This window comes from Nocardiopsis dassonvillei subsp. dassonvillei DSM 43111 (assembly GCF_000092985.1).
Lineage (GTDB): Bacteria > Actinomycetota > Actinomycetes > Streptosporangiales > Streptosporangiaceae > Nocardiopsis > Nocardiopsis dassonvillei.
Map to the genome: position 1 here is coordinate 2,693,318 of NC_014210.1, position 22,065 is coordinate 2,715,382.

The 22,065-nt window shown below is 74.7% G+C and carries 20 protein-coding genes; 10 read left to right on the forward strand and 10 right to left on the reverse strand.

The features are described from left to right. Positions 1 to 10: 10 nt before the first annotated feature. Entirely contained in the window at positions 11 to 919 is a 909-nt protein-coding gene (locus NDAS_RS11130; protein ID WP_013153279.1) for an SPFH domain-containing protein, read from the reverse strand. Positions 920 to 1,027: 108 nt separating this feature from the next. Here NDAS_RS11130 and NDAS_RS11135 point away from each other — a divergent pair, with 108 nt between their 5' ends. Continuing rightward, a complete protein-coding gene (locus NDAS_RS11135; RefSeq protein ID WP_013153280.1) occupies positions 1,028 to 1,525 on the forward strand; it encodes a PH domain-containing protein in 498 nt (165 codons plus the stop codon). Then, complete coding sequence (locus NDAS_RS11140; RefSeq protein ID WP_013153281.1) at positions 1,522 to 3,426, forward strand: PH domain-containing protein; 1,905 nt, start codon at positions 1,522 to 1,524, stop codon at positions 3,424 to 3,426. Before NDAS_RS11135 ends, NDAS_RS11140 begins: the two co-directional genes overlap by 4 nt. Before the next feature lie 63 nt (positions 3,427 to 3,489). Here the strand turns inward: NDAS_RS11140 and NDAS_RS11145 are convergent, their stop codons facing one another. Next, positions 3,490 to 3,849 carry an STAS domain-containing protein gene (locus tag NDAS_RS11145; protein WP_019607103.1) on the reverse strand — a complete coding sequence of 120 codons (360 nt, stop codon included), beginning with the start codon at positions 3,847 to 3,849 and terminating at the stop codon, positions 3,490 to 3,492. 445 nt (positions 3,850 to 4,294) lie between these two features. On the opposite strand from NDAS_RS11145, the gene NDAS_RS11150 reads away from it, so the two are divergent. From NDAS_RS11150 to NDAS_RS11160, 3 genes are all read left to right on the forward strand, one after another. Further along, positions 4,295 to 4,831: an NUDIX hydrolase family protein gene (locus NDAS_RS11150; protein WP_013153283.1), complete on the forward strand. Its 537-nt coding sequence runs from the start codon at positions 4,295 to 4,297 to the stop codon at positions 4,829 to 4,831. A gap of 93 nt (positions 4,832 to 4,924) precedes the next feature. After that, entirely contained in the window at positions 4,925 to 5,575 is a 651-nt protein-coding gene (locus tag NDAS_RS11155) for a nucleoside/nucleotide kinase family protein (RefSeq protein WP_013153284.1), read from the forward strand. Positions 5,576 to 5,731: 156 nt separating this feature from the next. Beyond that, positions 5,732 to 7,075 (forward strand): MFS transporter, encoded by a 1,344-nt coding sequence (locus tag NDAS_RS11160; protein WP_013153285.1) that lies wholly within the window; start codon positions 5,732 to 5,734, stop codon positions 7,073 to 7,075. A 60-nt stretch (positions 7,076 to 7,135) separates the two neighbouring features. Here NDAS_RS11160 and NDAS_RS11165 read toward each other — a convergent pair whose 3' ends face one another. Both NDAS_RS11165 and NDAS_RS11170 read right to left on the reverse strand, forming a co-directional pair. Then, on the reverse strand, positions 7,136 to 8,074 hold the full coding sequence (locus tag NDAS_RS11165; protein WP_210746439.1) for a 2-hydroxyacid dehydrogenase: 939 nt from the start codon (positions 8,072 to 8,074) through the stop codon (positions 7,136 to 7,138). 70 nt (positions 8,075 to 8,144) lie between these two features. Beyond that, positions 8,145 to 9,131, reverse strand: a complete 987-nt coding sequence (locus NDAS_RS11170) for a beta/alpha barrel domain-containing protein (RefSeq protein WP_013153287.1) — start codon at positions 9,129 to 9,131, stop codon at positions 8,145 to 8,147. Positions 9,132 to 9,398: 267 nt separating this feature from the next. Here NDAS_RS11170 and NDAS_RS11175 point away from each other — a divergent pair, with 267 nt between their 5' ends. Continuing rightward, the gene (locus NDAS_RS11175) at positions 9,399 to 9,971 is read left to right on the forward strand and encodes a pyridoxamine 5'-phosphate oxidase family protein (RefSeq protein ID WP_013153288.1); all 573 of its coding nucleotides are present in this window, start codon (positions 9,399 to 9,401) and stop codon (positions 9,969 to 9,971) included. 97 nt (positions 9,972 to 10,068) lie between these two features. On the opposite strand, the gene NDAS_RS11180 is transcribed toward NDAS_RS11175, so the two are convergent. Then, positions 10,069 to 10,620: an ArsR/SmtB family transcription factor gene (locus NDAS_RS11180; RefSeq protein WP_013153289.1), complete on the reverse strand. Its 552-nt coding sequence runs from the start codon at positions 10,618 to 10,620 to the stop codon at positions 10,069 to 10,071. A gap of 136 nt (positions 10,621 to 10,756) precedes the next feature. On the opposite strand from NDAS_RS11180, the gene NDAS_RS11185 reads away from it, so the two are divergent. Both NDAS_RS11185 and NDAS_RS11190 read left to right on the forward strand, forming a co-directional pair. After that, complete coding sequence (locus tag NDAS_RS11185; protein WP_013153290.1) at positions 10,757 to 11,992, forward strand: MFS transporter; 1,236 nt, start codon at positions 10,757 to 10,759, stop codon at positions 11,990 to 11,992. A gap of 44 nt (positions 11,993 to 12,036) precedes the next feature. Beyond that, positions 12,037 to 12,798, forward strand: coding sequence for a phosphotransferase (locus NDAS_RS11190; protein WP_013153291.1), 762 nt, complete (start codon positions 12,037 to 12,039; stop codon positions 12,796 to 12,798). A gap of 191 nt (positions 12,799 to 12,989) precedes the next feature. Here NDAS_RS11190 and NDAS_RS11195 read toward each other — a convergent pair whose 3' ends face one another. Continuing rightward, positions 12,990 to 13,688, reverse strand: coding sequence for a class I SAM-dependent DNA methyltransferase (locus NDAS_RS11195; RefSeq protein WP_013153292.1), 699 nt, complete (start codon positions 13,686 to 13,688; stop codon positions 12,990 to 12,992). Positions 13,689 to 14,265: 577 nt separating this feature from the next. Between NDAS_RS11195 and erm the strand changes: the two genes are divergently transcribed. Both erm and NDAS_RS11205 read left to right on the forward strand, forming a co-directional pair. Next, a complete protein-coding gene (gene erm, locus NDAS_RS11200; protein WP_013153293.1) occupies positions 14,266 to 15,066 on the forward strand; it encodes an ErmE/ErmH/ErmO/ErmR family 23S rRNA (adenine(2058)-N(6))-methyltransferase in 801 nt (266 codons plus the stop codon). Between the two features lie 78 nt (positions 15,067 to 15,144). Beyond that, positions 15,145 to 15,585 carry a hypothetical protein gene (locus NDAS_RS11205; protein WP_013153294.1) on the forward strand — a complete coding sequence of 147 codons (441 nt, stop codon included), beginning with the start codon at positions 15,145 to 15,147 and terminating at the stop codon, positions 15,583 to 15,585. A gap of 15 nt (positions 15,586 to 15,600) precedes the next feature. On the opposite strand, the gene NDAS_RS11210 is transcribed toward NDAS_RS11205, so the two are convergent. The 4 genes from NDAS_RS11210 to treY form a co-directional block, all read right to left on the reverse strand. Beyond that, on the reverse strand, positions 15,601 to 16,425 hold the full coding sequence (locus tag NDAS_RS11210) for an alpha/beta fold hydrolase (RefSeq protein WP_013153295.1): 825 nt from the start codon (positions 16,423 to 16,425) through the stop codon (positions 15,601 to 15,603). A 119-nt stretch (positions 16,426 to 16,544) separates the two neighbouring features. Further along, positions 16,545 to 18,374, reverse strand: coding sequence for a malto-oligosyltrehalose trehalohydrolase (treZ, locus tag NDAS_RS11215; protein WP_013153296.1), 1,830 nt, complete (start codon positions 18,372 to 18,374; stop codon positions 16,545 to 16,547). A gap of 193 nt (positions 18,375 to 18,567) precedes the next feature. After that, the gene (locus NDAS_RS11220) at positions 18,568 to 19,410 is read right to left on the reverse strand and encodes a putative RNA methyltransferase (RefSeq protein ID WP_071623204.1); all 843 of its coding nucleotides are present in this window, start codon (positions 19,408 to 19,410) and stop codon (positions 18,568 to 18,570) included. Positions 19,411 to 19,585: 175 nt separating this feature from the next. Continuing rightward, positions 19,586 to 21,970, reverse strand: a complete 2,385-nt coding sequence (gene treY, locus NDAS_RS11225; RefSeq protein ID WP_013153298.1) for a malto-oligosyltrehalose synthase — start codon at positions 21,968 to 21,970, stop codon at positions 19,586 to 19,588. Positions 21,971 to 22,065 lie beyond the last annotated feature (95 nt).

Sequence of the window (22,065 nt, forward strand, 5' to 3'; positions counted from 1 at the left end):
CCTCACGCGGTCACTGGTACAGGGTTCCGGCGTTGACGACGGGGCTGGCGGGGCGGTCGGAGCACAGCACCACGAGCAGGTTGCTGACCATGGCGGCCTTGCGCTCCTCGTCCAGCTCCACCACGCCCTCCTCCGAGAGGCGGGCGAGCGCGCGGTCGACCATGCCCACGGCGCCTTCGACGATCTCCTGGCGGGCGGCGATCAGCGCGCTGGCCTGCTGGCGCTGGAGCATGGCCTGGGCGACCTCGGAGGCGTAGGCCAGGTGGGTGAAGCGCGTCTCCACGATCCGCACTCCCGCCGCCTCGACCCGCTCGCCGACCTCCCGGGACAGCTGCTCGGTGATGAGGTCGGCGCTGCCGCGCAGGGAGCGGCTGGTGTCGGTGTCGTAGGAGTCGTAGGGGTAGTTGCCCGCGATGTGGCGCACGGCGGCCTCGGTCTGGATGGAGACGAACTCCACGAAGTCGTCCACCTCGAAGGAGGCGCGGGCGGTGTCCTCCACCTGCCAGACGATGACGGCGGCGATCTCGATGGGGCTGCCGGAGGCGTCGTTGACCTTCATCACGGAGGTCTCGTGGTTGCGGATGCGGGTGGAGACGCCCTTGCGGACGGTGAAGGGGTTGACCCAGCGCAGGCCGTCGGTGCGGACGCTGCCGACGTAGCGGCCGAAGAGCTGGACGACCTTGGCCTCGTTGGGCGCGACCATCTCCAGTCCGATGAAGAACAGGAAGCCGACCACGGCGAGGACCACGCCGACCGCCACCAGGGGCACGGGCAGTCCGACGATGGGCGACAGCGCGACGGCGACGCCGAGGAGGAAGAGCAGGATGCTGACCACCGCCATCACCATGCCGTTGATGCTGGCGGCGGGGTGTTCTCGGTACTGGGGCGCCGGGGTGGGGACCTGGCCGGTAGCGGTCATCTGAGGTTTCCGTTCTCTTCTGGGTGATGACGCGAGCATAGCATTGTGATATCACTTTTAAAAGACACCGGCCCGCCAGGGCCCCGAACCGAAGGAGGCGTGGACGCGATGAGCGCCGACACCCCCCGCCTGCGCCCACCCCGCCACCGGGTGGACGGGCGCGCCGTCCACTGGTGGACCACCCGGTCCCTGACCGTGACGGTCGTCCTCACCGCGATCCCCGTGGTGCCCGCGATCATCTGGGAGCCGCCGCGCGCGTGGTTCCTGGCCGCCGCCGCGGTGGTCGGCGGGATCGGACTCCTGATCACCGTGGTCATGCCGCGGTGGCGCTACCGCGTCCACCGCTGGGAGGTCACCGACACGGCCGTCTACACCTCCAGCGGCTGGCTCTGGCAGGAGTGGCGCGTGGCCCCGATGTCGCGCATCCAGACCGTGGACACCGCCCGCGGCCCCCTCCAGCGGGCGTTCGGGCTCTCCAGCGTCACCGTGACCACCGCCTCCGCCGCGGGCCCGATCGAGATCACCGGCCTGGACCACGAACTGGCCACGCGCGTGGCCGACCAGCTCACCGACACCACCCAGGCGACCCCGGGGGACGCGACATGAGCGACGGACACCGCCCCGGCCCCGAGGAGTTCCCTCCGGTGCCCGGGCAGAGCGAACCACCCGCCCCTCGGGCGGAAGGCCCCCTGGCCGGACCGGCCAGCGCGGTGCCGGGCCCCGCCCCGGCGGGAGCCTCGGCGCCCGCCGGACAGACCTTCGCCTCTCCCGCAGGGGACCCCGCCGCCTCCGCGGAACCCGTTCCCGCCGAGGAGACCCCCGTCACCGACTGGCAGCGGCTGCACCCGCTCAGCGTGTGGGCCAGCGCCGTCGTCGTCGGGCTGTTCCTCGTACCGAGCGCGATCGTGGTCGCCGTCGTGCTGGTGGTGGCCGGACAGTCCCTGTGGGCCCTGCTCCCGGTCCCCGCCGCACTGGCGTTCACCGCGCTCATGACCTACCTCGACCTGCTGCGCCTGCGCGCGACCCGTTACCGGGTCACCGACGAGCGCATGGAGATGCGTTCGGGCATCGTCGCCAAGTCCTACCGGTCCATCCCGCGCGAGCGCGTGCGCAGCGTCGACGTGGCGGCGCCGATCTACGTACGGATCTTCGGACTGTGCTCGGTCACGGTCGGCACCGGTGAGCAGGTCGGGGCCGGGGCCGACCAGCTCCAGCTGCTCTACGTCACCGCGGAGCAGGGCGAGTGGCTGCGCCGCGACCTGCTGCGCCGGGGCGCGCCCGCCGGCGCCGTGTCCGGTGCAGGTGAGGCCGCCGAGGACGGCGCGGGCGAGGAAGGCGAGACCGAACTGGCCCGCCTCGACCGCCGCTGGTTCGCCTACGCCCCCGCGACCACCGCGACCCTGGGCGTGGGCCTGGGCGCCATCGCCGGTCTGCTGGGCCTGAACGCCCAGACCGGCGGCGTGGGGTGGGACTGGCTCTCCGAGCGGGCCAACCTGCCCAGCGTGGAGGAGATGTCCTCGTTCGTGATGGGGCAGATCCTGATCGTGGTGCCCCTGACACTGCTGGGTCTGCTGGTGTCCGGTGTGGTGGTCCTGACCGCCGTCGCCGTGGAGACCTGGTGGAACTACCGCCTCACCCGAGAGGCCGACGGGACCGTGCGGCTGCGCCGCGGCCTGCTGACCAGCGTGTCGCTGTCGGTGGAGGGGCGCCGCCTCAACGGGGTGACCCTGCACGAGCCGTACGTGCTGCGGCTGTCGGGCGGGGCGGACGTGCGCGCGGTGGCCACCGGGCTGGCCGCGGCCGACGACCAGAAGACCAGCGCCAGGAGCCGCCTGTCCCCGGCCATGCCGCGGGAGCGGGCCCGGAGGCTGGCCGCCGACCTGATGGGCACGCCGGACTCGCCCCTGGACGTGGCGCTGGCCGTGCACCCCCGGGCCGCGCTGCGCCGCCGCTTCACGCGGGCCGCCGTGGTCGCCGTGCTGGGCGCGGTGCTCTCCGGCGCCCTGGCCTGGCTGCACACGCTGATCGCCGAGGCCTGGTGGGACGTGGTGCACGAGGTGGAGCGGGAGATCATCCCGGTGCCGCTGGCCACGAGCGCGGTGGAGGTCACGCCGAGCTGGGCCTGGGCGGTGCTGGCGGTGGCGATCGCGGCGGCGGCGTTCTGGTACGCCGTGGGCTCCTACCGGGGGCTGGGCCACGGGCTGCACCCGCGCTACCTGGTGGTGCGCAAGGGGATGGCGGTGCGCGACACGGTGACCCTGGAGCGGTCGGCGGTGATCGGCTGGCGGATCAACCGCTCGCCGTTCCAGCGCAGGCTGGGCCTGGCCGACGTGGCCGCCACGACGGCGGCGGGGCAGGGGATGTACGCGGCCAGGGACGTGGGGCTGGGGCAGGGCCTGGCCTGGGCGGACGAGGCCGTCCCCGAACTGCTGGCGCCCTTCCTGGTGCGCGACGGGCAGGAGGACGACGGCGGACGGGGCGCCGGGGGCGGGGCGTCCCGTCCCTGAGACGGGGGCTTCGCGCGGGCCGCGGTCCCGGTCCCCCCGTGCGGGGCGGGGACCGGGACCCGGTCACGGGAGTTCGGGCACCGTGTTGCGGATCGGGTCGCCGTCGACCCGCAGACCGCTGGTGTGCGTGAGCGCCATCTCCAGGAGGGGGTAGATCTCGAACACGCGCCCCATGCCCAGCGCCTCCAGCACACGCGCGGCGATGGGCGCGGGCTCGGCCAGGACCACGTGCCGCCCCTCGCGGGTGAGGCTCTTGTAGACCGCGACCAGGGCGCTGACGCCGCTCGCGTCGAAGAAGTCGAGCCCGGACATGTCCACCACCAGGCAGTCGCACCGTGAGGCGTGCGCGGCCTGGAGCAGCCGATCGCGCACGCGGTCGGCTGTGGCGAGGTCAACCTCGCCGTGGACGGGCACGACCGTCACACCCGTACAGGGGAAACGCTCCTGGGCAGAGAACCGGGCATTCCTCGCCACTCGGGCCACCTCTCACCGGACGTAACCTTTCCACTACGCAACCGCGTACGAGATCGTAACCTCTCCAGAGAGACCGTGGGAGCTTTTCGTGAGAAAAACCCGCGAAAACTCGCTGATGTGGCCGTAGGGACAGTCCCGTGTCACCCCGTCCGGCGGGTGGGCGGGACGCACCGCGCGCGACCGCGGCTTCGACCCCTCACTTCTCCTCTCGGACACTCCGGGCACGCCCCCGCGCGTGGCCTTCCGCGCCCGAGTGCGGTAGAAGCGGTACAGGTGGCACCCCCGCGTGCCCGCGCCCACGGGCCGGGCCCGGGACCGATCCCAGGGACAGCCCACGAGAAGGGAGGGAGCGGCGGGCCCCGGCCGACGGCCGCGGCGTTCCGCCGCGCACCCGATGACCGAAACCGCCGACACCCAGCCCGGCTGGTTCTCCCCCGAGGAGCTGGAGAGCATCCGCGGCCGCATGCCCGTCCTCTACGTCCAGGCGGTTCCCGTACGGGTGGACGAGGTGGGGCAGGTGACCCATGTCGGCCTGCTCATGCGGGCCGCGCCCGACGGCAGCTTCCACCGCTCGGTGGTCTCGGGCCGCGTGCTCTACCACGAGCGGATCCGCGACGCCCTCCTGCGCCACCTGGAGAAGGACCTGGGCCCGGTGGCCCTGCCGCGCGTCCCCGTCTCGCCGCAGCCGTTCACGGTGGCCGAGTACTTCCCCACGCCGGGGGTCACCCCGTTCCACGACGCCCGCCAGCACGCGGTGGCGATGGCCTACATCGTCCCGGTCTCGGGCGACTGCCAGCCCCGCCAGGACGCCCTGGACCTGGTGTGGTTCACCCCGGAGGAAGCGGTCGGCGCGCACCTGCGCGAGGAGATGACGGGCGGCCAGGACGTGCTGGTGCGCCAGGCGCTGGCCCACGTGGGCCACGTCCCCTGACCGGGACCACCGGGCCCGCCGGGGCCGCCGTCCCGGCGGGCCCGGCGGACACCGCCCCGGCGCGGGGCGCCCCGGGGTGCGTAGGCTCGTTCCATGTCCGAACCGCTCGTCGCCGACGCCCTCGCCCTGGCCGCCGCCACCGGCGGCCCCCGCCGCCGCGTACTCGGCCTGGTGGGCGCCCCCGCCGCCGGGAAGTCCACGCTCGCCCGCCACCTGGTGGCCGGGGTCAACGGCGTGCTGGGCCCGGGCGCGGCCGGGTACCTGCCCATGGACGGCTTCCACCTGTCCAACGCCCAGCTCGACCGGCTGGGGCGGCGCGACCGCAAGGGCGCGCCGGACACCTTCGACGCGCACGGGTACGCGGCCCTGGTGCGCCGCCTGCTCGCCGAGACCGACCACCCCGTCTACGTGCCCGACTACGACCGCGTGCTGCACGAACCCGTCGCCGCGCGGCACGTGATCGAGCCGCACACCCGGCTGGTCGTGACCGAGGGCAACTACCTGGCGGGCGGCGAGGAGCCCTGGGCCGGGCTGCGCGGGCTGTTCGCCCAGCTGTGGTACGTGGAGGCCGACGACGACCTGCGCGAGCGCAGGCTGCACCGGCGCCAGCTCGCGGGCGGGGCGACCGAGGAGGCCGCCCGGGAGTGGGTGGAGCGCAGCGACCGCCCCAACGGGGAGCTGGTCAAGCGCTTCCGGGACAACTGCACGCGGGTGGTGCGCCCGGGCCCCCTCCCCGAGGTCTGAGGGCCGCCCGCGCGGGATCCGCGCTTCCGGACCCGCGGAAAACCCCAGACGGACACAGAGAACGCATATGTCCATATAGTGAGACAAATGTTTCATACAGTGGCGAGCGGAGCTAGCATCCAGCCATCCGCACCCACTGACCTGGAAAGAAGTCCCATGACGGACGTCGCCCCACGCGCACCAGAAGAGGCCGAGCCACCGGCCAATCCCAAGAGGAAGGTCCTCACGGCCAGCCTCGTGGGGACGTCCATCGAGTTCTACGACTTCTACATCTACGCGACGGCCGCGGTCCTGGTCTTCCCCGCGCTGTTCTTCCCCGAGGGCGACATGCTGGCGGCGCGGCTGCAGTCGCTGGCCACCTTCGCCATCGCCTTCGTCGCCCGCCCCATCGGCTCCTGGGTGTTCGGCCACTTCGGCGACCGCGTCGGGCGCAAGGCCACCCTGGTGGCGTCCCTGCTGACCATGGGCATCGCCACCGTCGGCATCGGCGTGCTGCCCACCTACGCGCAGGTGGGCGTCCTGGCCCCGCTGCTGCTGGCGGTGTGCCGCTTCGGCCAGGGCCTGGGACTGGGCGGGGAGTGGGGCGGCGCGGCCCTGCTGGCCACCGAGAACGCCCCTCCCGGCAAGCGCGGCTTCTACGGCTCGTTCCCGCAGCTGGGAGCGCCGATCGGGTTCTTCCTCGCCAACGGCGTGTTCCTGGCCCTGAGCCAGTTCATGAGCGACGAGACCTTCCTGGCCTGGGGCTGGCGCGTGCCGTTCCTGCTCTCGACCCTGCTGATCGTGGTCGGCCTGTGGGTCCGCCTGACCCTGCACGAGACCCCGGCCTTCGCCAAGATCGTCGCCTCGGGCGAGCGGGTCAAGTCGCCGATGGCGGAGGTGTTCCGCACCAACTGGCCCGCCGTGGTGCTGGGCACGCTGATCATGCTCGCCACGTACGTGCTGTTCTACCTGATGACCGTGTTCTCCCTGGGCTTCGGCACCGACCCGGTGGCGGGCCTGGGCTACGACCGGTCGCAGTTCCTGGTGTTCCTGCTGGTGGGCGTGGTGTTCTTCGGGGTGTTCACCCCCGTCGCGGGCCTGCTCGCCGACCGGTTCGGCCGCAAGCCGGTCCTGGTCTGGGTCACCGTCGCGATCATCGTCTTCGGCTTCGCCATGGGCCCGCTGATGGGCGGCGGCGGCACGGTCGGCGTGCTGGCCTTCCTCATCGTGGGGCTGAGCCTGATGGGCCTGACCTTCGGCCCGATGGCCTCCGTGCTGCCGGAGCTGTTCCCGACCAAGGTGCGCTACACCGGCGCCTCGGTGGCCTACAACCTGGCGGGCCTGCTGGGCGCCTCGTTCGCCCCCTACATCGCGACGTGGCTGGCGGGCACCCTGGGACTGAAATGGGTCGGCGGCTACCTGGTCCTGGTCGGCGTGATCACCCTGGTGGCGCTGCTGATCAGCCGTGAGACGCGCGACGACTCCCTGGACGACACCCCGGTGCGGGTGACCGGCCGCTAGGGCGTCCCACCCCCGAGATACGGGCCGGGCGAGCGCATGCCGCCCGGCCCGTTCCCATCCTCACACGATCCGGTGCGGCAGCTCCCGGCCCCGGACGAAGGCCTCCACCGCGGCCGCCCACACCCGTCGGCGACGTTCCTGGCACTCGCGGGTGTTGGCGGCGAACCGGGAGCTGAGCACCAGGTTGTCCAGCGGCGGGTAGGGGTTGCGCTCGCCGACCAGGTCCAGCCCCGCGCCGCGCAGGCGCCCCGCGCGCAGCGCCTCCGTCAGCGCCCCGGAGTCGACGACCTCGTTGGGCGAGATGCTCACCAGGACCGCCGAGGGCTTCATCAGGGCGAGTTGGGCCGCGCCCAGCAGGCCGTGGGTGGCCGTGTCCAGCGGCAGGGTGAGGAAGACCGCGTCGGACACCGCCAGGAGCTCGTCCAGCTCCACCTGGACCGAGCCCTCGGCCCGGCGCGGACTGCGGTTGGCGTGGACGGCCGCCATACCCAGGCCGCGCACCATACGGGCCACCCGTGCGCCGATGCCGCCCATGCCGACGATCCCCGCGGTGCCGCCCGCGAGCTCCATCCCCTGCTCCCCCGCGCAGAGCAGGTCGCCCGACCGGACGCGGGCGTGGACGGGCACGACCCTCTTGGCCACGGCCATCATCAGCGCGACGGCGTGCTCGGCCACCGCCGCGCCGGTGTACCCGGCGGTGTTGCACACGGCCACGCCGCGCTCGCGGCAGTACTCCAGGTCCACGTACTCCACGGCCGTGGTGGTGGCCACCACCAGCTCCAGCTCGGGCAGCAGCCGCAGGTTCTCCGCGCCCAGGTCCGTGTAGGTGGTGACCAGGACCCGCGTGTCCGGGTGTCGCCGGAACTCCTCGGCCGGGTCCAGGCCGCCGTCGGCGGTCTGGACCCAGTGCGCCTCCAGCGCGTCGGACAGGTGGTCCAGGGTGTCGGTGGGAAGGGGGTGCCGGTCGTTGAGCACGAGACAGCGGACGGGCCGGGTCAAACCGTTCCTCCGGGGGGTGGTGGGGTGCGCGGTCGCGGCTCGGGCCTGGGCGCCGCCGCCGACCGGGTGTTCAGGGCCGGGGAGCCGACGCATCGTCCAGGACCTCCCCGACCTCCTTGTAGCGCTTCCAGGCCAGGCCGCGCAGGAACTCCTCGGCCCCCTCGCCGTGGGCCTCCCAGACGTCGGGGGCCCACTCCTGTTCCAGGTTGCGCCAGCCGGTGAGGGGATACAGGTGCTGGAAGGGCGGCGGCGGGGGCATCTCCGCCGCCACCCGCTCGGCCAGGGAGGCCAGACGCGGGCGGTCCACCTCCCCGACCAGGGCCAGCGCCTCGGCCAGGTCGGTGTTGCCGCCGCCCAGACCGTACCCGTGGAGGGAGCCGTCCACGAGGTCGAAGCCCGCCTCCAGCGCGATCCGGGAGTTGGCGACGGCGTGGCCGAGGTTGTCGTGGCCGTGGAAGCCCGCCAGGCCGGGCCAGGCGGCCCGTACCCCGGCGAAGAGCTCGGCGGCGTGCTCGGGCAGCAGCGCGCCGCGCGAGTCGGCCAGGTAGAGCCAGTCGGCGACGCCCGCCCGGGCGACGCGCTCGGCCGCCCCGGCCAGTTCCCCGGGTTCGTAGGCGGTGACGCTGATGAGGTTGAGCGAGCAGGTGACGCCGGAGGCGCGGACGGCCTCCGCCGCGGCGAGCACGTGGTCCAGCCTCTCCAGGAGGCAGGTCAGGCGGACCACGTCGAGCACCTCGGCGCGGGGCCGCAGCAGGGCGGCGACCTCGTCCGGACTCCTGCCGTTCACAGCGAGCATGGCGACGACGCGGGCCGGTCCGGCGTCCTCGCCGACCTGGCGCAGCAGGTCGGGCGCGCACCGGAGCGTGGGTTCGCGCCCGGGGTCGTCGCTGATGTAGCCGACCTCCACGTAGGGCACGCCCACCTCGCCGAGGACCTTGGTGTGCTCGCGCACGGTGGCGTCGGTGAAGCGCCAGTCGTTGAGGTAGCCGCCGTCGCGCAGGGTGACGTCCAGGATCCGGGGTCGCCGGGGTTCGGCGGCGGTGTGTCGAGCGGGCACGTCATGCCTCCTGACAGGCGCCGGGCATTCACCCTAAGTAAGTTGACCGATACCCAGGGGAATCAAACATCCCGCCCCGTCCGAGAACGCCCCGGGCCGCCCCTTCCGGCCCGGGAGGGGCCTCCCGGCTGTTTGCGCTGGTCGCCCCGGGGGGTAGTCGGGGAGCGGGGACCTTCGCCGACGGCGCGCGGGCCGCGTCCCCGGGCCCGCGAACCGCGCCGACGGCGGAGGGAGGACACGGGGGCACTCTTCTCGGGGGAGCTAGCGATGGCTGGATCAGAGGGCGCCGACCGGATGAAACCGCCGCCGGTGTCGGTCACGGGACCGGTCGCGCCGCCGGAGCAGCGGGGACCGTCCGACGAGTACGCGGGGACCGACCGCCTCGCCGACGAGCAGGAGCTGCTGGAGGGCGCCGACATCATCGAGGGCGACGACGGGGCCAGCTTCACCGTCCTGGAGCGCCAGACCTGCTTCAACCTGCTGGCCACGCGCGACATCGGGCGCGTGGCCTTCACCATCGAGGGGGACGCGGCGCCCACGGTCCTGCCGGTGAACTACACGATGGTCGACGGCGGCATCGTGTTCCGCTCCACGCTGGCCGGGGCCATCATGCGCCACGCGCGCGGGTACGCCGCCTTCCAGGTGGACAGCCTCGACGAGGAGCGCCGCGAGGGGTGGAGCGTGCTGGCCAGCGGGCCGTGCGCGTGGATCCGCGACGCCGCCGAGCTGGCGCGCCTGCCGCAGGGCGGCCTGCCCCGGCCCTGGGCCGAGGGGGAGCGCGACCAGGTCCTGAGGATCACGCCCGGCAGGCTGAGCGGACGGCGGATCCACCGGCGCTGACCCGGCGGCCCGGCCCGGAGGGGTTCGGAGGCCGCCACAGGACCCGACGGGCACCGGGGCGGGCCCGGAACCCGACGCCGCGCGGCCCGCGCGGCGATCAGTCGGCGGGGCGGTGCAGCAGGAACGCCCCGGCGTAGACGGGCCGGTCCGCGCGCTGGCCGTCGGTGGCCACGTACTCGTCCAGGACGGCGACGATGCGGCGGTCCAGCTCCGCCACCTCCTCGTCCGACAGGTGCAGCACGAAGCGCGAGTAGGTGCGCACCGACTCCGGTCCGGCCTCGCTCAGCTCCTGCTGGAAGGCCTCCACCGGCGCGACGGCGGAACCGGCGTCGGTGTCCAGAAGGGGGCCGTCCAGCCACCAGGTCTCCCCGGTGGCGCGGTAGGGCTTCTCCAGCGCGCCGCTGGCCCCGGTACGCACGGGCGCGGGCAGCAGCAGGCCCGCGTCCACGAGCTGGCGGACGTGGTACAGGACCGTGCCCGGGGTGACCTCCAGACGGTCGGCCAGCTCCTTGTTGGTGAGCTCCCGGGTCAGGCAGAGCCGCAGGATGCGGACCCGCAGCGGGTGGGCCAGGGCCTTGGCCTCCTGGACCGTGGCCGGTCGTCGCGTGCGCGGGCGGCGGGCGGTCCCGCTCTGTTCCGGTTCTCCCATGTCCCGAGGGTAACAACGGTCGGCTTCCGGCAATCGATTGAGTTTTATCAATCGATCTGTCATTCTCGACCGCATGACGGAAGCCGACCCCCCGCACACCCCTCCCCCTCCGGTACCGCGCCCGCGCCCCGCGCCGATGGGCGCCGCCTTCTGGAACCTGTGGACCTCCTCCGCCCTGTCCAACCTCGCCGATGGCGTCCTGAAGACGGCGCTGCCGCTGGTGGCGCTGCGCTTCACCGACTCCCCCGTCCTCATCGCCGGGGTGACGTTCGCGCTGACCCTCCCGTGGCTGTTCTTCGCGCTCCCGGCGGGCGCCCTGGCCGACCGGCTCGACCGGCGCCGGACGATGCTCGGCGCCAACCTCGCCCGGGCGCTGCTGCTCGGCGTCCTGGCGCTGTCCCTGGCCCTGGACCTGGGCTCGGTCGGGCTGCTGTACGCGGTGGCGCTGTGCGTCGGGGTCACCGAGACCCTCTACGACACCTCGGCCCAGTCGATCCTGCCGCAGGTGGTCGGCCGCGACCGGCTCCCCTGGGCCAACGGGCGGCTGCACGCCGCCGAACTGACCGCGAACCAGTTCCTCGGGCCTCCCCTGGGCGGCCTGCTGGTGGCGGCGGGCGCGGCGGCGGCCTTCACCGCCCCGGCGGCGCTGTGGCTGGTCGCGGTGGGCGCGCTGCTGCTGGTGCGCGGCCGGTTCCGGACCGCGCGGGCCGCGCCCGCCACCCTGCGCGCCGACATCGCCGAGGGGCTGCGCTTCCTGTGGCGCGACCGGATCCTGCGCTCGTTCGCGGCGATGGTGGGCGCCAGCAACTTCGCCAGCAACGCGGCCTTCACCGTCTTCGTGCTCTTCGCGGTGGGTCCGGACTCGCCCATGGGCCTGTCCGAGCCCGCCTACGGCCTGCTCATGACCGCCGTCGCCGCGGGCAGCGTGGTGGGCGCCCTGTGCGCCGGGCGGATCGAGCGACTCTTGGGACGCACCCGGGCGCTGCGGACCTGCGCGCTGACCTTCGCCGTGCTCGTGGGCCTGCCCGCGGTGACCGCCGACCCCGTCCTGGTCGCGGCGGGCTTCTTCGCGGGCGGGGTGGGGATCGCGGTGTGGAACGTGGTCACGGTGTCGCTGCGCCAGCGGATCACCCCCGACCCCCTGCTCGGCCGGGTGAACAGCGCCTACCGTCTGCTGGCATGGGGCACCATGCCGCTGGGCGCCGCGACGGGCGGCCTCATCGCGGAGTTCCTGGGACTGACCTGGGTGTTCGCCTCCATGGGGCTGCTGTGCCTGGGGCTGCTCGCCGGACTGGCCCGGTTGGACGACGCGGCCCTGACCGCGGCGGAGCACCGGGCCGACGAGAGCCGGCAAGCCCCCGGGGACCGGTGAAAACCGGTGGACTCCCCCGACCGCGCGGTGGAGCATGGGGGACCATGACCCCACCCGAGGAAGAGGTGCTGGAGGGCGGCAACGTCGCCGACCAGGTGGTGCGCGTGGGACGGACCGTGCGCAAACCGTGGCGGCGCTCCTCCCCTTCGGTGCTGCTCCTACTCACATACCTGCAGGCGTGCGGCTACGAGGCGTCCCCTTCCGCGGTCGGCAGGGACGAGCGGGGCCGCCAGGTGCTCGGGTACGTGCCGGGGACGATGGCGGACCGGACGGCGCCGATGACGGAGGGGGAACTGCGTCGGCTGGGCGGGACGATCCGCCGCCTCCACGACCTGACCGCCGCGTACCGGCCCCCGGAGGAACCGGTGTGGGAGGCGCCCATCCCGCACGAGCGCGAGGAACTCGTCTGCCACAACGACCTGGCGCCGTGGAACCTGGTGCGCGACGGAGACGCCTGGACCTTCATCGACTGGGACAGCGCCGGTCCGGGCACGCGCATGGGCGACCTCGGATACGCCGCGCACGGGTTCGTGCCGCTGCACGAGGGCGGGGACCCCCGGCGCGACGCGCGGCGGCTGCGCGCCCTGGCCGACGGGTACGGGTGCGACGGGGCCCAGCGCCGTGAACTGCCCGACGCGGTCCTGGGGCGCGTGCGCGGCATGTACGACCTGCTGACGGAGGGCGCGCGGACGGGTGAGCAGCCGTGGGCGCGCCTGCACGCGGAGGGGCACGCCGACCACTGGGGACCGGCGTCGGAGTACGTCGAGCGCAACCGCCAGCTGTGGCGGGAGGCGCTGCTGCGCTGACGGGGGTCTCGCGCCGCCCGCCGACCCCCGCGGACGCGACGCCCGCAGACCCGCCCGCGCCTTCCACCCGGGCACCGTCCTCAACGGACGTTGGCGTACAGGCCCCCACCCGCCCTCCGCCCCGCCCCGCCCCGCCCCGTGGACACGAGCACACCCCCGGGCCCGCCGGGGTCGGGACCAGGGTGTCGGGTCTAGGACCCGGTCCACACGAAGGCCGCTGAGATCGGGTGGCCCCGGAACCTCTCCCACGTGGGCTTGGCCTCCACCCAGGTGTCGTCCACGGTGCCCTCCGCCATCTCGGCCAGCCGCCACCCCGCGGCCGAGGCGGCGCGGACGTGGTCGCTGATGAGGTGGACGTGGGTGGCGATGGCGATGTCCTCGCCGGAGGCGTCGGTGTAGTGGGTCGGCATCCCCGAGACCATCGAGAACTGCGGGTGGTAGGCGACCAGCACGCACGTCCCCCCGGGCCGGACGAGCCGCCGGGCCTCGGCGTAGAAGGGCGCCAGGTCCGGCAGGTGCTCGTCGATCAGGGAGGCGATGACCAGGTCGTAGGCGGCGCCGGGCAGGCCCGTGTCGCGCACGTCGCCCCGGGTGAGGCTGTCGTGGGCGCCGCGCCTCTCGGCCAGGGCCAGCATGCCGGAGCTGAGGTCGACGCCGTCCACGCGCCCGGCCCCGCGGCCGCGCAGCCACGAACCGGTGCGGCCGGTACCGCATCCCAGGTCGGCGGCGCGGGAGACCGCCGACCAGTCGGGGACGGTGAGGCCGTCCAGGAGGGCCAGGTCCATGGCGTCCAGGACGGAGTCCTCGTAGGTGCCGGACCAGCCGTCGTAGCCGGTGGCCACGTCGACGGTGCGGTAGTGGCGGGTGTCGAAGTCCGCGAAGTCGGGCATGGGGGCGAGTATGGCGCGGTCGGGCCGGGCGGGGCGAACCCTTTTCGGGCGGACCCGCCGACGGGAAAACCGGTTGCCGCCGCCGCGGGCGTGCTCCTAGGTTGGTCGCCATGTGCTGCTTCCAGGCGATCATCTGCCGGGCCCACGCCTGGCCGGTGAGCTGCCACACCCACGTCGTCCGGCCCCGGTCCCCGCACCTGGGCCGGTAGTCCGCCGTCCCGGCCGCCGCGGACCCCGCCCACGGGGTCCGTCCGGCCCGCCGGGAACCCCGCCCCTTCCTCCCTCCGCTTCGCGTGCGTACCCCGCCGCGTGTGCGGACGGTGCGGGAAGGGGCGCGCCGTCCGCCGCCGCTGGCGCGGGCGCGCCCACGCGCGCCCGCACGGCGGTCGGCCCGGCGACGACCGCGGACGACACCTCCTCCTTCCCGTGTGACCCTCCGGTCCAGGCACAGTCGCGTCCCTTCTTCCCTCGGACGGGCTGCCCGGACCTCCTTTCGCGTTGTCGCGCGCCGTGTGGCGCGCCCGTCCGTGCCGCCCGTCCTCGTCGGCCACCGCAGGGTGGCTGGAACGGACCTTCCGTGGCACGTACCGAACGCTCACGTCGCACGGGTGCCGGTGACAACCGGCGCCGCTTCTCCCAGAACTTCCTCGCCGACCCGGGCGCCGCACGCCGCGTGGTGGCGGTGTCCGGGATCGGCCCGGCCGACCTGGTGGTGGAGGTGGGACCGGGCGAGGGCGCCCTCACCCGCTTCCTGGCCCCGGCCGCCCGCCGGGTCCTGGCCTACGAGATCGACCCGCGCCTGGCCGAACGGCTCTCCGCGCGCTACCGCGAGCCCGCGAGCGGGGTGCGGGTGGTGCGGGCCGACTTCACCCGGGTGCGCCCGCCGCGGGGCGAGTTCCACCTGGTGGGCAACATCCCCTACGCGCGCACCGCCGACATCGTGCGCTGGTGCCTGGACGCGCGGGGCTTGGCCTCCGCCACCCTCGTCACCCAGCTGGAGTACGCGCGCAAGCGCACCGGCGGGTTCGGTCGGTGGAGCCGGTTGACGGTGCTGACCTGGCCGGAGTGGTCGTGGTCGCTGGCCGGGCGGATCGACCGGCAGCGGTTCCGGCCGGTGCCCCGGGTGGATTCGGGCATCCTGGTGCTGCGCAGGCGCCGGACGCCCCTGGTGGACCCGGGGCGGATGAACGGCTACCGGCGCCTGGTCGAGCTGGGTTTCGGGGGCGCGGGCGGATCGCTGGGCGCGTCGCTGCGCCGCGCCCACCCCGCCCGGCGGGTGGACCGGGCGCTGGCCCGGGCCGGGATCGCTGCCGGTACGCCCGTCGGGCACGTGGACCCGGGGCAGTGGCTGGAGGTCTTCCGGGCGCTGGAGGGCTGAGCCCGCGCGTCGCGCGACCGCCGTCCGCACGCCCGTCCTCGTCGGGAGGACGGGTGCGTTCCGCCCTATTCTGGGCGCATGCGCACCTCTCTCCTCCCCCTGTCCCTCGCCCTCGTCCTGTCCGCGCTCGGCTGCGCGGCACAGGAGTCGTCGGGGGCCTTCGACGAGTCGTACCGCGTCGCCCACCCCGTCGGCGCCTACGAGCACGAGTTCCGCGGGGAGGCCGACGTCGTCTACACCGTGGACGACGTCTCCTTCCCCGGGGGCGGGCGCGCGGACTTCACCCTGGAGGTGGAGGTGCCGGACCTGGGGCGGGTGCTCGGTTTCGGCGAGTTCGAGACCGTGTGCGAGGCGGGCGGAGCCGAGACGGCCGCCGAGGGCGAGATCGCCCTCAGCGAGACCGAGGCGGGCTCCTACGCGTTCCCGATGGGGTGCGACGTCGCGCCCGGGAGCGAGGAGCTGAGGATCGTCGTCCGCCACGACGGCGAGGAGATGGTGTTCACCGGGCCGGTCGGCTGACCGGCCCGGGCGCCCTCAGCCCAGGAAGTCCAGGAGGGCGGCGGTCAGTTCGGCCGGTGCGTCCTCCTGGACGAGGTGCCCGGCCCCGGGCAGGACGCGCAGTCGCGCCCCGGGGATCGCGGCGGCGAGCCGTCGGCCGCGGTCCAGGGGGAGCCAGGTGTCCTCCTCGCCCCACACCACCAGCACCGGCAGGTCGAGGTCGGCGTAGGCGTCCTCGACCTCGGCGGTGTGGCGCTCGTCCGCCTGCGCGATCTGCCGGTAGAACGCGGGCTGGCCGTCCGCGCCCAGCCAGGGGCGCACGAGCGCGTCCAGGACGTCGCCGCGGGGTTCGCGGTGCGCGGCGGAGGAGACGTAGGCGCGCACCAGAGCCTCGTGCAGGTGCGGGGGCAGCGCGGCGAACACGTCGGCGTTGGCGTTGACGAGGCGGAAGAAGTCGCTGCCCCAGGGGCGGACGCTGACCGCGTCGACCAGGGCGAGGCGGTCATAGGCCGCCCCGTCCAGGACGGCCGAGCGCAGGGCCACGGCGCCGCCGAAGTCGTGCGCCACCACGGCGGGGCGCTCCAGTCCCCAGTGGTCGAGCAGGGCGGTGAACGCGGCCTGCTGGGCGGCCAGCGACACGTCCTGCCCCTCGTGCTTGGCCGAGGCCCCGTAGCCGGGCATGTCCCACACGTGGACGGTGTACCGGGCGCTCAGGGCGCGGGCGACGTGGTGCCAGACGTGGGAGGAGAAGGGTGTGCCGTGCAGCAGCACGACCGGGTCCCCGTCCCCGAACCGGGCCCAGCGCACGGTTCCGTTGGGAGCCTCGAAGCTCCGGTCGAGTGTCCAGGCGTCGCCGCTCATGTGCTGCCTTTCCGTCATGGGATCGCGGGCCGTACCGAGGTTAGGGGGCCGCGGTGACGTTCCGGCGCTCCCGGGCGGGCCCGCGCGCGGGAGCGCGCCACCGCGTCCCGCCCGGGCGGCTACACCCTCAGGACGGCGAAGCACTCCCCCGGCACGGTGACGGTGGACCCCGCGGTCCTGGGCTCGCCGTTGGCGAGCAGGAGTTCGCGCGGGGCCGCGTCCAGCTCCACCTCGGCGCCGTCGGCGTCCAGGTTGCACACCACGCGCAGGCTTCCCCGGGCCAGGACGAGCAGGCGTCCGCCGCCGCCCACCTCGACCGAGGAGCGGTCCAGGCGCGGGTCGGACAGCTCCGGTTCCACGCGCCGCAGGGCGATGAGCGCCCGGTAGGTGTCCAGGACCAGCCCGTGCGGTTCGCGTCCGGGCTCGGACCAGTCCAGGACGGCGCCGTCGCGGGTGGCCGGGTCCATGGGGTCGGGGATCTCCTCCTCGGCCCACCCCAGCGCGGCGAACTCGCGGCGGCGTCCCTCGCGCACGCCCCTGACCAGGTCGGGGTCGGTGAAGGAGGCGAAGAACGGCCAGGGCGTGGCGGCCCCCCACTCCTCCCCCATGAAGATCATGGGGGTGTAGGGGGAGCACAGCACCAGCGCGGCGCCGCAGGCGAGCAGGCCAGGGGAGAGGTGTTCGCCCATGCGGTCGCCCCGGGCCCGGTTGCCGATCTGGTCGTGGGTGCTCAGGTAGGCCAGGAAGCGGCTGCCGGGGACGCGCGCGGTGTCCACGGGCGCGCCGTGGGTGCGGCCGCGGAAGCTGGAGCGGGTGCCCGCGTGCCAGAACGCTCGGGTGAGCGCGGCGGGCAGCGCCCCCGGGTCGGCGAAGTCGGCGTAGTAGCCGTGCGTCTCCCCGGTGAGGGCGACGTGCAGGGCGTGGTGGAGGTCGTCGGACCACTGGGCGGTCATGCCCAGGCCGCCCGCCTCGCGGGGCAGGACGGTGCGGGGGTCGTTGCGGTCGGACTCGGCGACCAGGGACAGCGGCCGGTTCAGGGCGGTGGCGAGGGCGTCCACCTCCTCGGCGAGTTCGGCCAGCAGCGGGGTGGCGCGGTCGTCGCGCAGGGCGTGCACGGCGTCCAGGCGCAGCCCGTCCAGGTGGTAGTGGCGCAGCCAGTCCAGGGCGTTGTCCAGGACCGTGCGGCGGACCGGGTCGGAGTCGGGGCCGTCCAGGTTGAGGGAGGGGCCCCAGGCGTTCTCGCCGCGGAAGTAGGGGCCGAAGCGGGGCATGTAGGCGCCCGAGGGGCCGAGGTGGTTGTAGACCACGTCGAGCAGGACGGCCAGGCCGCGGCGGTGGCAGGCGTCGACGAGGGCCTTGAGGGCGTCGGGGCCGCCGTAGGGGTCGTGGACAGCCGCCCACAGGACGCCGTCGTAGCCCCAGCCGTGGGTGCCGTCGAAGGCGTTGACCGGCATGAGTTCGACGTGGGTGACGCCGAGGTCGGCCAGGTGGTCGAGGTGGTCGGCGACGGCGGCGAGGGTGCCCTGGGGGGTGAAGGTGCCCACGTGGAGTTCGTAGACGACGGCGCCCGCGAGGGGGCGCCCGGTCCAGTCGGCGTCGGTCCAGGCGAAGGCTGCGTGGTCGTGGACGCGGCTGGGGCCGTGGACGCCGTGGGGCTGGTGGAGTGAGCGGGGGTCGGGCAGGGGCTGGGGGTCGTCGTCCAGGAGGTAGGCGTACTCGGTGCCGGGCCCGGCGTCCTCGACGCGGACGCGCCACCAGCCGTCGTCGTCGGGCCGCATGGCGACGTCGCGCTCCCCCGTGCCGCCGTGCTCCGCGGTGCCGTACAGGCGCAGGCGGACGCGTTCGCGGTGGGGCGCCCACACGGCGAAGTCGCCGCGGACGCCGACCCCCGCGACGGCGGGGGCGGCGAGGGCGTCGGACGTGGTCGGGGTGGTCTGGGCTTCGCTCACGGAGGGTGGTCTACCCGGCTTGCGCGCCCGCCATCCGCGGCTGCCGGTGTTGCCCGGACCTGCCCGTTTCGGCCGCCGCGCGCCTGACGGCGGGTCCGGAGGGAACTCCTGCGACCGACCGTCCCCTGACCGGCCGCTCCCCCGGCCCCGGGGAGGGCTCGCACCCGGCAGGACTCTCCTGGGAGGGCCCCGCTCAGCGGAGCGGGCGGTAGAGGTGCAGGCGCACCGACGCCGTGACGGCCGCGGGTTCGGGCAGGGCGGCGATGCGGGCGCGCAGGTCCCCGGCGTCGATGTGGCGGGCGCTGGGCCCCATGCCGACGACGGTCGCGGCGTCGGCGTGGTCCAGGTCCATGGTGAAGCGCAGGTCCTCGGCCCCGGCCGGGGCGAAGTGGCCGTGCAGCGAGTCGGCGAGGCGTTCGTCCTTGCGCGGGTCCACCTCCAGCAGGCCCAGCGGTCCGCGCAGTTCGGCGAGGTGGTCGGCGGCGGGGACGAGGACCAGCAGTACCCCGTCGGCGCGCAGGACGCGGTGGAACTCGGCGGCGTTGCGCGGCGCGAACACGTTGAGCAGGGCGTCCGCGGAGCCGTCGCGCAGCGGCAGGCCCCGCCAGGCGTCGGCGGTCACGGCGCCGCCGCGCTCGTGCGCCCTGGCCGCCTTGCGTGCGGCGAACTTGGAGGCGTCGGCGGTCAGCCCCACGGCGTCGGGCAGGGCCTCCAGCACCCGGGTCAGGTGGTGCCCGGTCCCGCCGCCGATGTCGGCGACCAGCGGGGCGGGCGCGGTGAGCTCACGGGCCAGGGCGGCGGCCAGCGCGGCGGAGATCGGGTCGTGGTGCCCGGCCTCCTGGAACCGGAGGCGGTCGGCGACCATCTCCCGGCTGTCGCCGGTCCCGGGCGGCGTGGCCCCGGTGAGCAGGCTCGCGTACCCCTCCCTGGCCACGTTGAAGCTGTGCCCCGCGCCGCAGGAGAGCCCGCGCTCGCCCGGGTCGAGCCCGCGTCCGCAGGAGGGGCAGGCCAGGGCCGCCGCGACGGCCGCGGGCATGCGCAGCCTGGGGCCGGTGGTGTGTGGGGTGTCGGTACGCGCCATGATCGCGGCAAGCCTACCCGCGCTCCGAAGGGGCCGGGGCGCAGCGGCGCGACGCCCCGGTCTCCTCCGACGCGCCTCCCCGACCGCTCCACGCCGCCGTGCGGCGAGGCCCGCCTCAGGACGGCGCTCCTCACTCCCTGGTCAGGACCGCCACCGGGTACCGGTCGAGGACCCCGGCCAGGTGCGCCAGGGTGGGCCCGTCGGGGCTGTCGGACACCACGGCCCGGCCCGTGAGCCGGTCGGTCCACGTCCCCGGCCCCGAGGGCAGCGCCACGACCGTGTCCGCCCAGCCCCCCGCGTCGGCCAGCCCGACGGGCAGCCGGGTGGCGATCACCGCCAGGTCGGGCCGGTCGGCTCCGGCCGAGGTCCGCGCGAAGGCCAGCGCGTGGTCCCGGGCCGGGCCGGAGGCGGTGAGCGGCAGGTACCCCCGGGGGCGCAGCTCGCGGCGCGCGCGCAGGCACGTGCGGACCAGGTGGAGCTTGGCCGCGCCGGTGGCGTCCACCGGCGGGCGCCAGCCGTCCTCGATCCGGGTCAGCAGGTCCGCGCGGGCCTGGTGGTCCACGGGCCTGCGGTTGTCGGGGTCCACCAGGGACAGGTCCCACAGCTCGGTGCCCTGGTACAGGTCCGGGACGCCCGGGCCCAGCAGCTGCACGGCCTTCTGCCCCAGGGAGTTGCTCCACCCGGCCTCGCGCACCGACTCCACCACGGAGGCCACCTCCCCGCGCAGGACCCTGTCGCCCAGCACACGCGCTGGCCAGGAGCGGACGCGGTCCTCGAAGTCGGGGTCCGGCTCGGTCCAGGAGGTGCCCAGCCGCGCCTCGCGGGCGGCCTTGAGCAGGTAGTCGGCCAGGCGCTCCTCCCCGATGGGCCAGGCGCCGACCAGGGTCTGCCACCCCAGGAGGTTGAGCGCGGGTTCGGGCAGGGCGCACCGCCCGGTCCAGCGGCGCACGGCCTCGGCGAAGGGTTCGGCCATCTCCGACAGGGCGGCCAGGCGGGCGCGCACGTCCTCCGAGCGCTTGGTGTCGTGCGTGGACAGGGTGGTCATGGTGTGCGGCCGGGCGGCCTCGCGGCGGGCCGCGCCGTCGTGGAACTCGCGCGGCGTGACGGCGAAGTCGGCGGGGTCACCGCCCACCTCGTTGAGGGCGACGAACCTGGTGGTGCGGTAGAAGGCCGTGTTCTCGGTGCCCATGGCCACGACCATCCCGCTGGTCTGCTGGATGCGCCGCGCGGCCTCGCCCCGGGAGTCGCGCCGCACCCGCATGTCGAGGGCCTCCAGGTCGTGGGCCAGGTCGGGGCGGTGCCCCATGGCGGTCTCCACAGCCCGGGCCCAGTCGCGCTCGCCCTCGGGCAGGTAGGAGCGGTACACGTCGAAGGCGCACAGCAGCTCGGCCACGGCCTCCTCGCGGCGGCGCACCGCCTCGGGCGAGGGCGTCTCCCGCCCCCGTTCCGGCCGGGGCGGCAGCAGGGCGGCGATCCGCCGCACCTCGGCGCGCAGCAGCTCGGTGGCGGCGTGGCGGCGTGCGCGCAGGTCGGCCCGGGCGACGTCCACCTCCACCCCCTGGTCGAGGGCGAGGGTGGTGAGATCGGCCTCACCGGAGGGGTCGACGAACACGCCGCAGAGCTCGCGCAGGGCGTCGTACCCGGTGGTCCCGGCGACCGGCCAGGACTGCGGCAGGTCCTCGCCGGGGGCGAGGATCTTCTCCACCACGACCCAGCCGCCGAAGCGCTCGGCGAGGCGGCGCAGGTAGCCGCCGGGGTCGGTGAGCCCGTCCACGTGGTCCACCCGCAGACCGTCGAGCTGGCCGAGCTCGGCCCAGCGCAGGATCTCGGCGTGGGTGGCGTCGAAGACCCCCGTGTCCTCCACCCGCACGGCGGCCAGCTCGCTGACGTCGAAGAACCGGCGGTAGGTGAGCTCGCCGTCGCCGCGCCGCCAGGACACCAGCCGGTAGTGCTGGCGCTCGTGCACCGCCTCGACGGAGTCGCCGGGTTCGTGGGTGCCCGGGGCGAGCGGGTAGCGCTTGTCGTGGTAGGCCAGGCAGCCGTCGGCGAGGACGAGGTCGGCCAGGGCGGCCCGTCCGCCGTCGCCGTCGTCGCCCAGCACGGGGATGAGCAGGGGTCCGGCGTCGAAGTCGATGTCGAAGCAGCGCGCGTACACCGAGTCCCGGCCGTGGGCGAGGACGTCCCACCACCAGCGGTTGGCGTCGGCGCGCACCACGGACATGTGGTTGGGGACGATGTCGGCGACCACGCCCAGGCCCAGCTCGTGCGCCTTGGCGGCCAGGGCCTCGCGGGCGGCGTCCCCGCCCAGTTCGGGCGAGACCCGGGTGGGGTCGACCACGTCGTAGCCGTGCTGGGAGCCCGGCGCGGCGGCGAGCATGGGGGACAGGTAGACCGCCCCGGTTCCCAGGCGGTCCAGGTAGTCGAGCAGGTCCGCGGCGTCCTCCAGGGTGAACCCGGGGCGCAGTTGGAGGCGGTAGGTTGACGTCGGAGCGGTGGACGTGTCGTGCGTGCTCATCACGCATCTACCCGTGCCCGTACCGTCCGCGTGTCATGCACGCCGGTCCGCGTGAGCGCCATGCCACACGGGGCCGCCTTGGGGGTGGTGGTCCA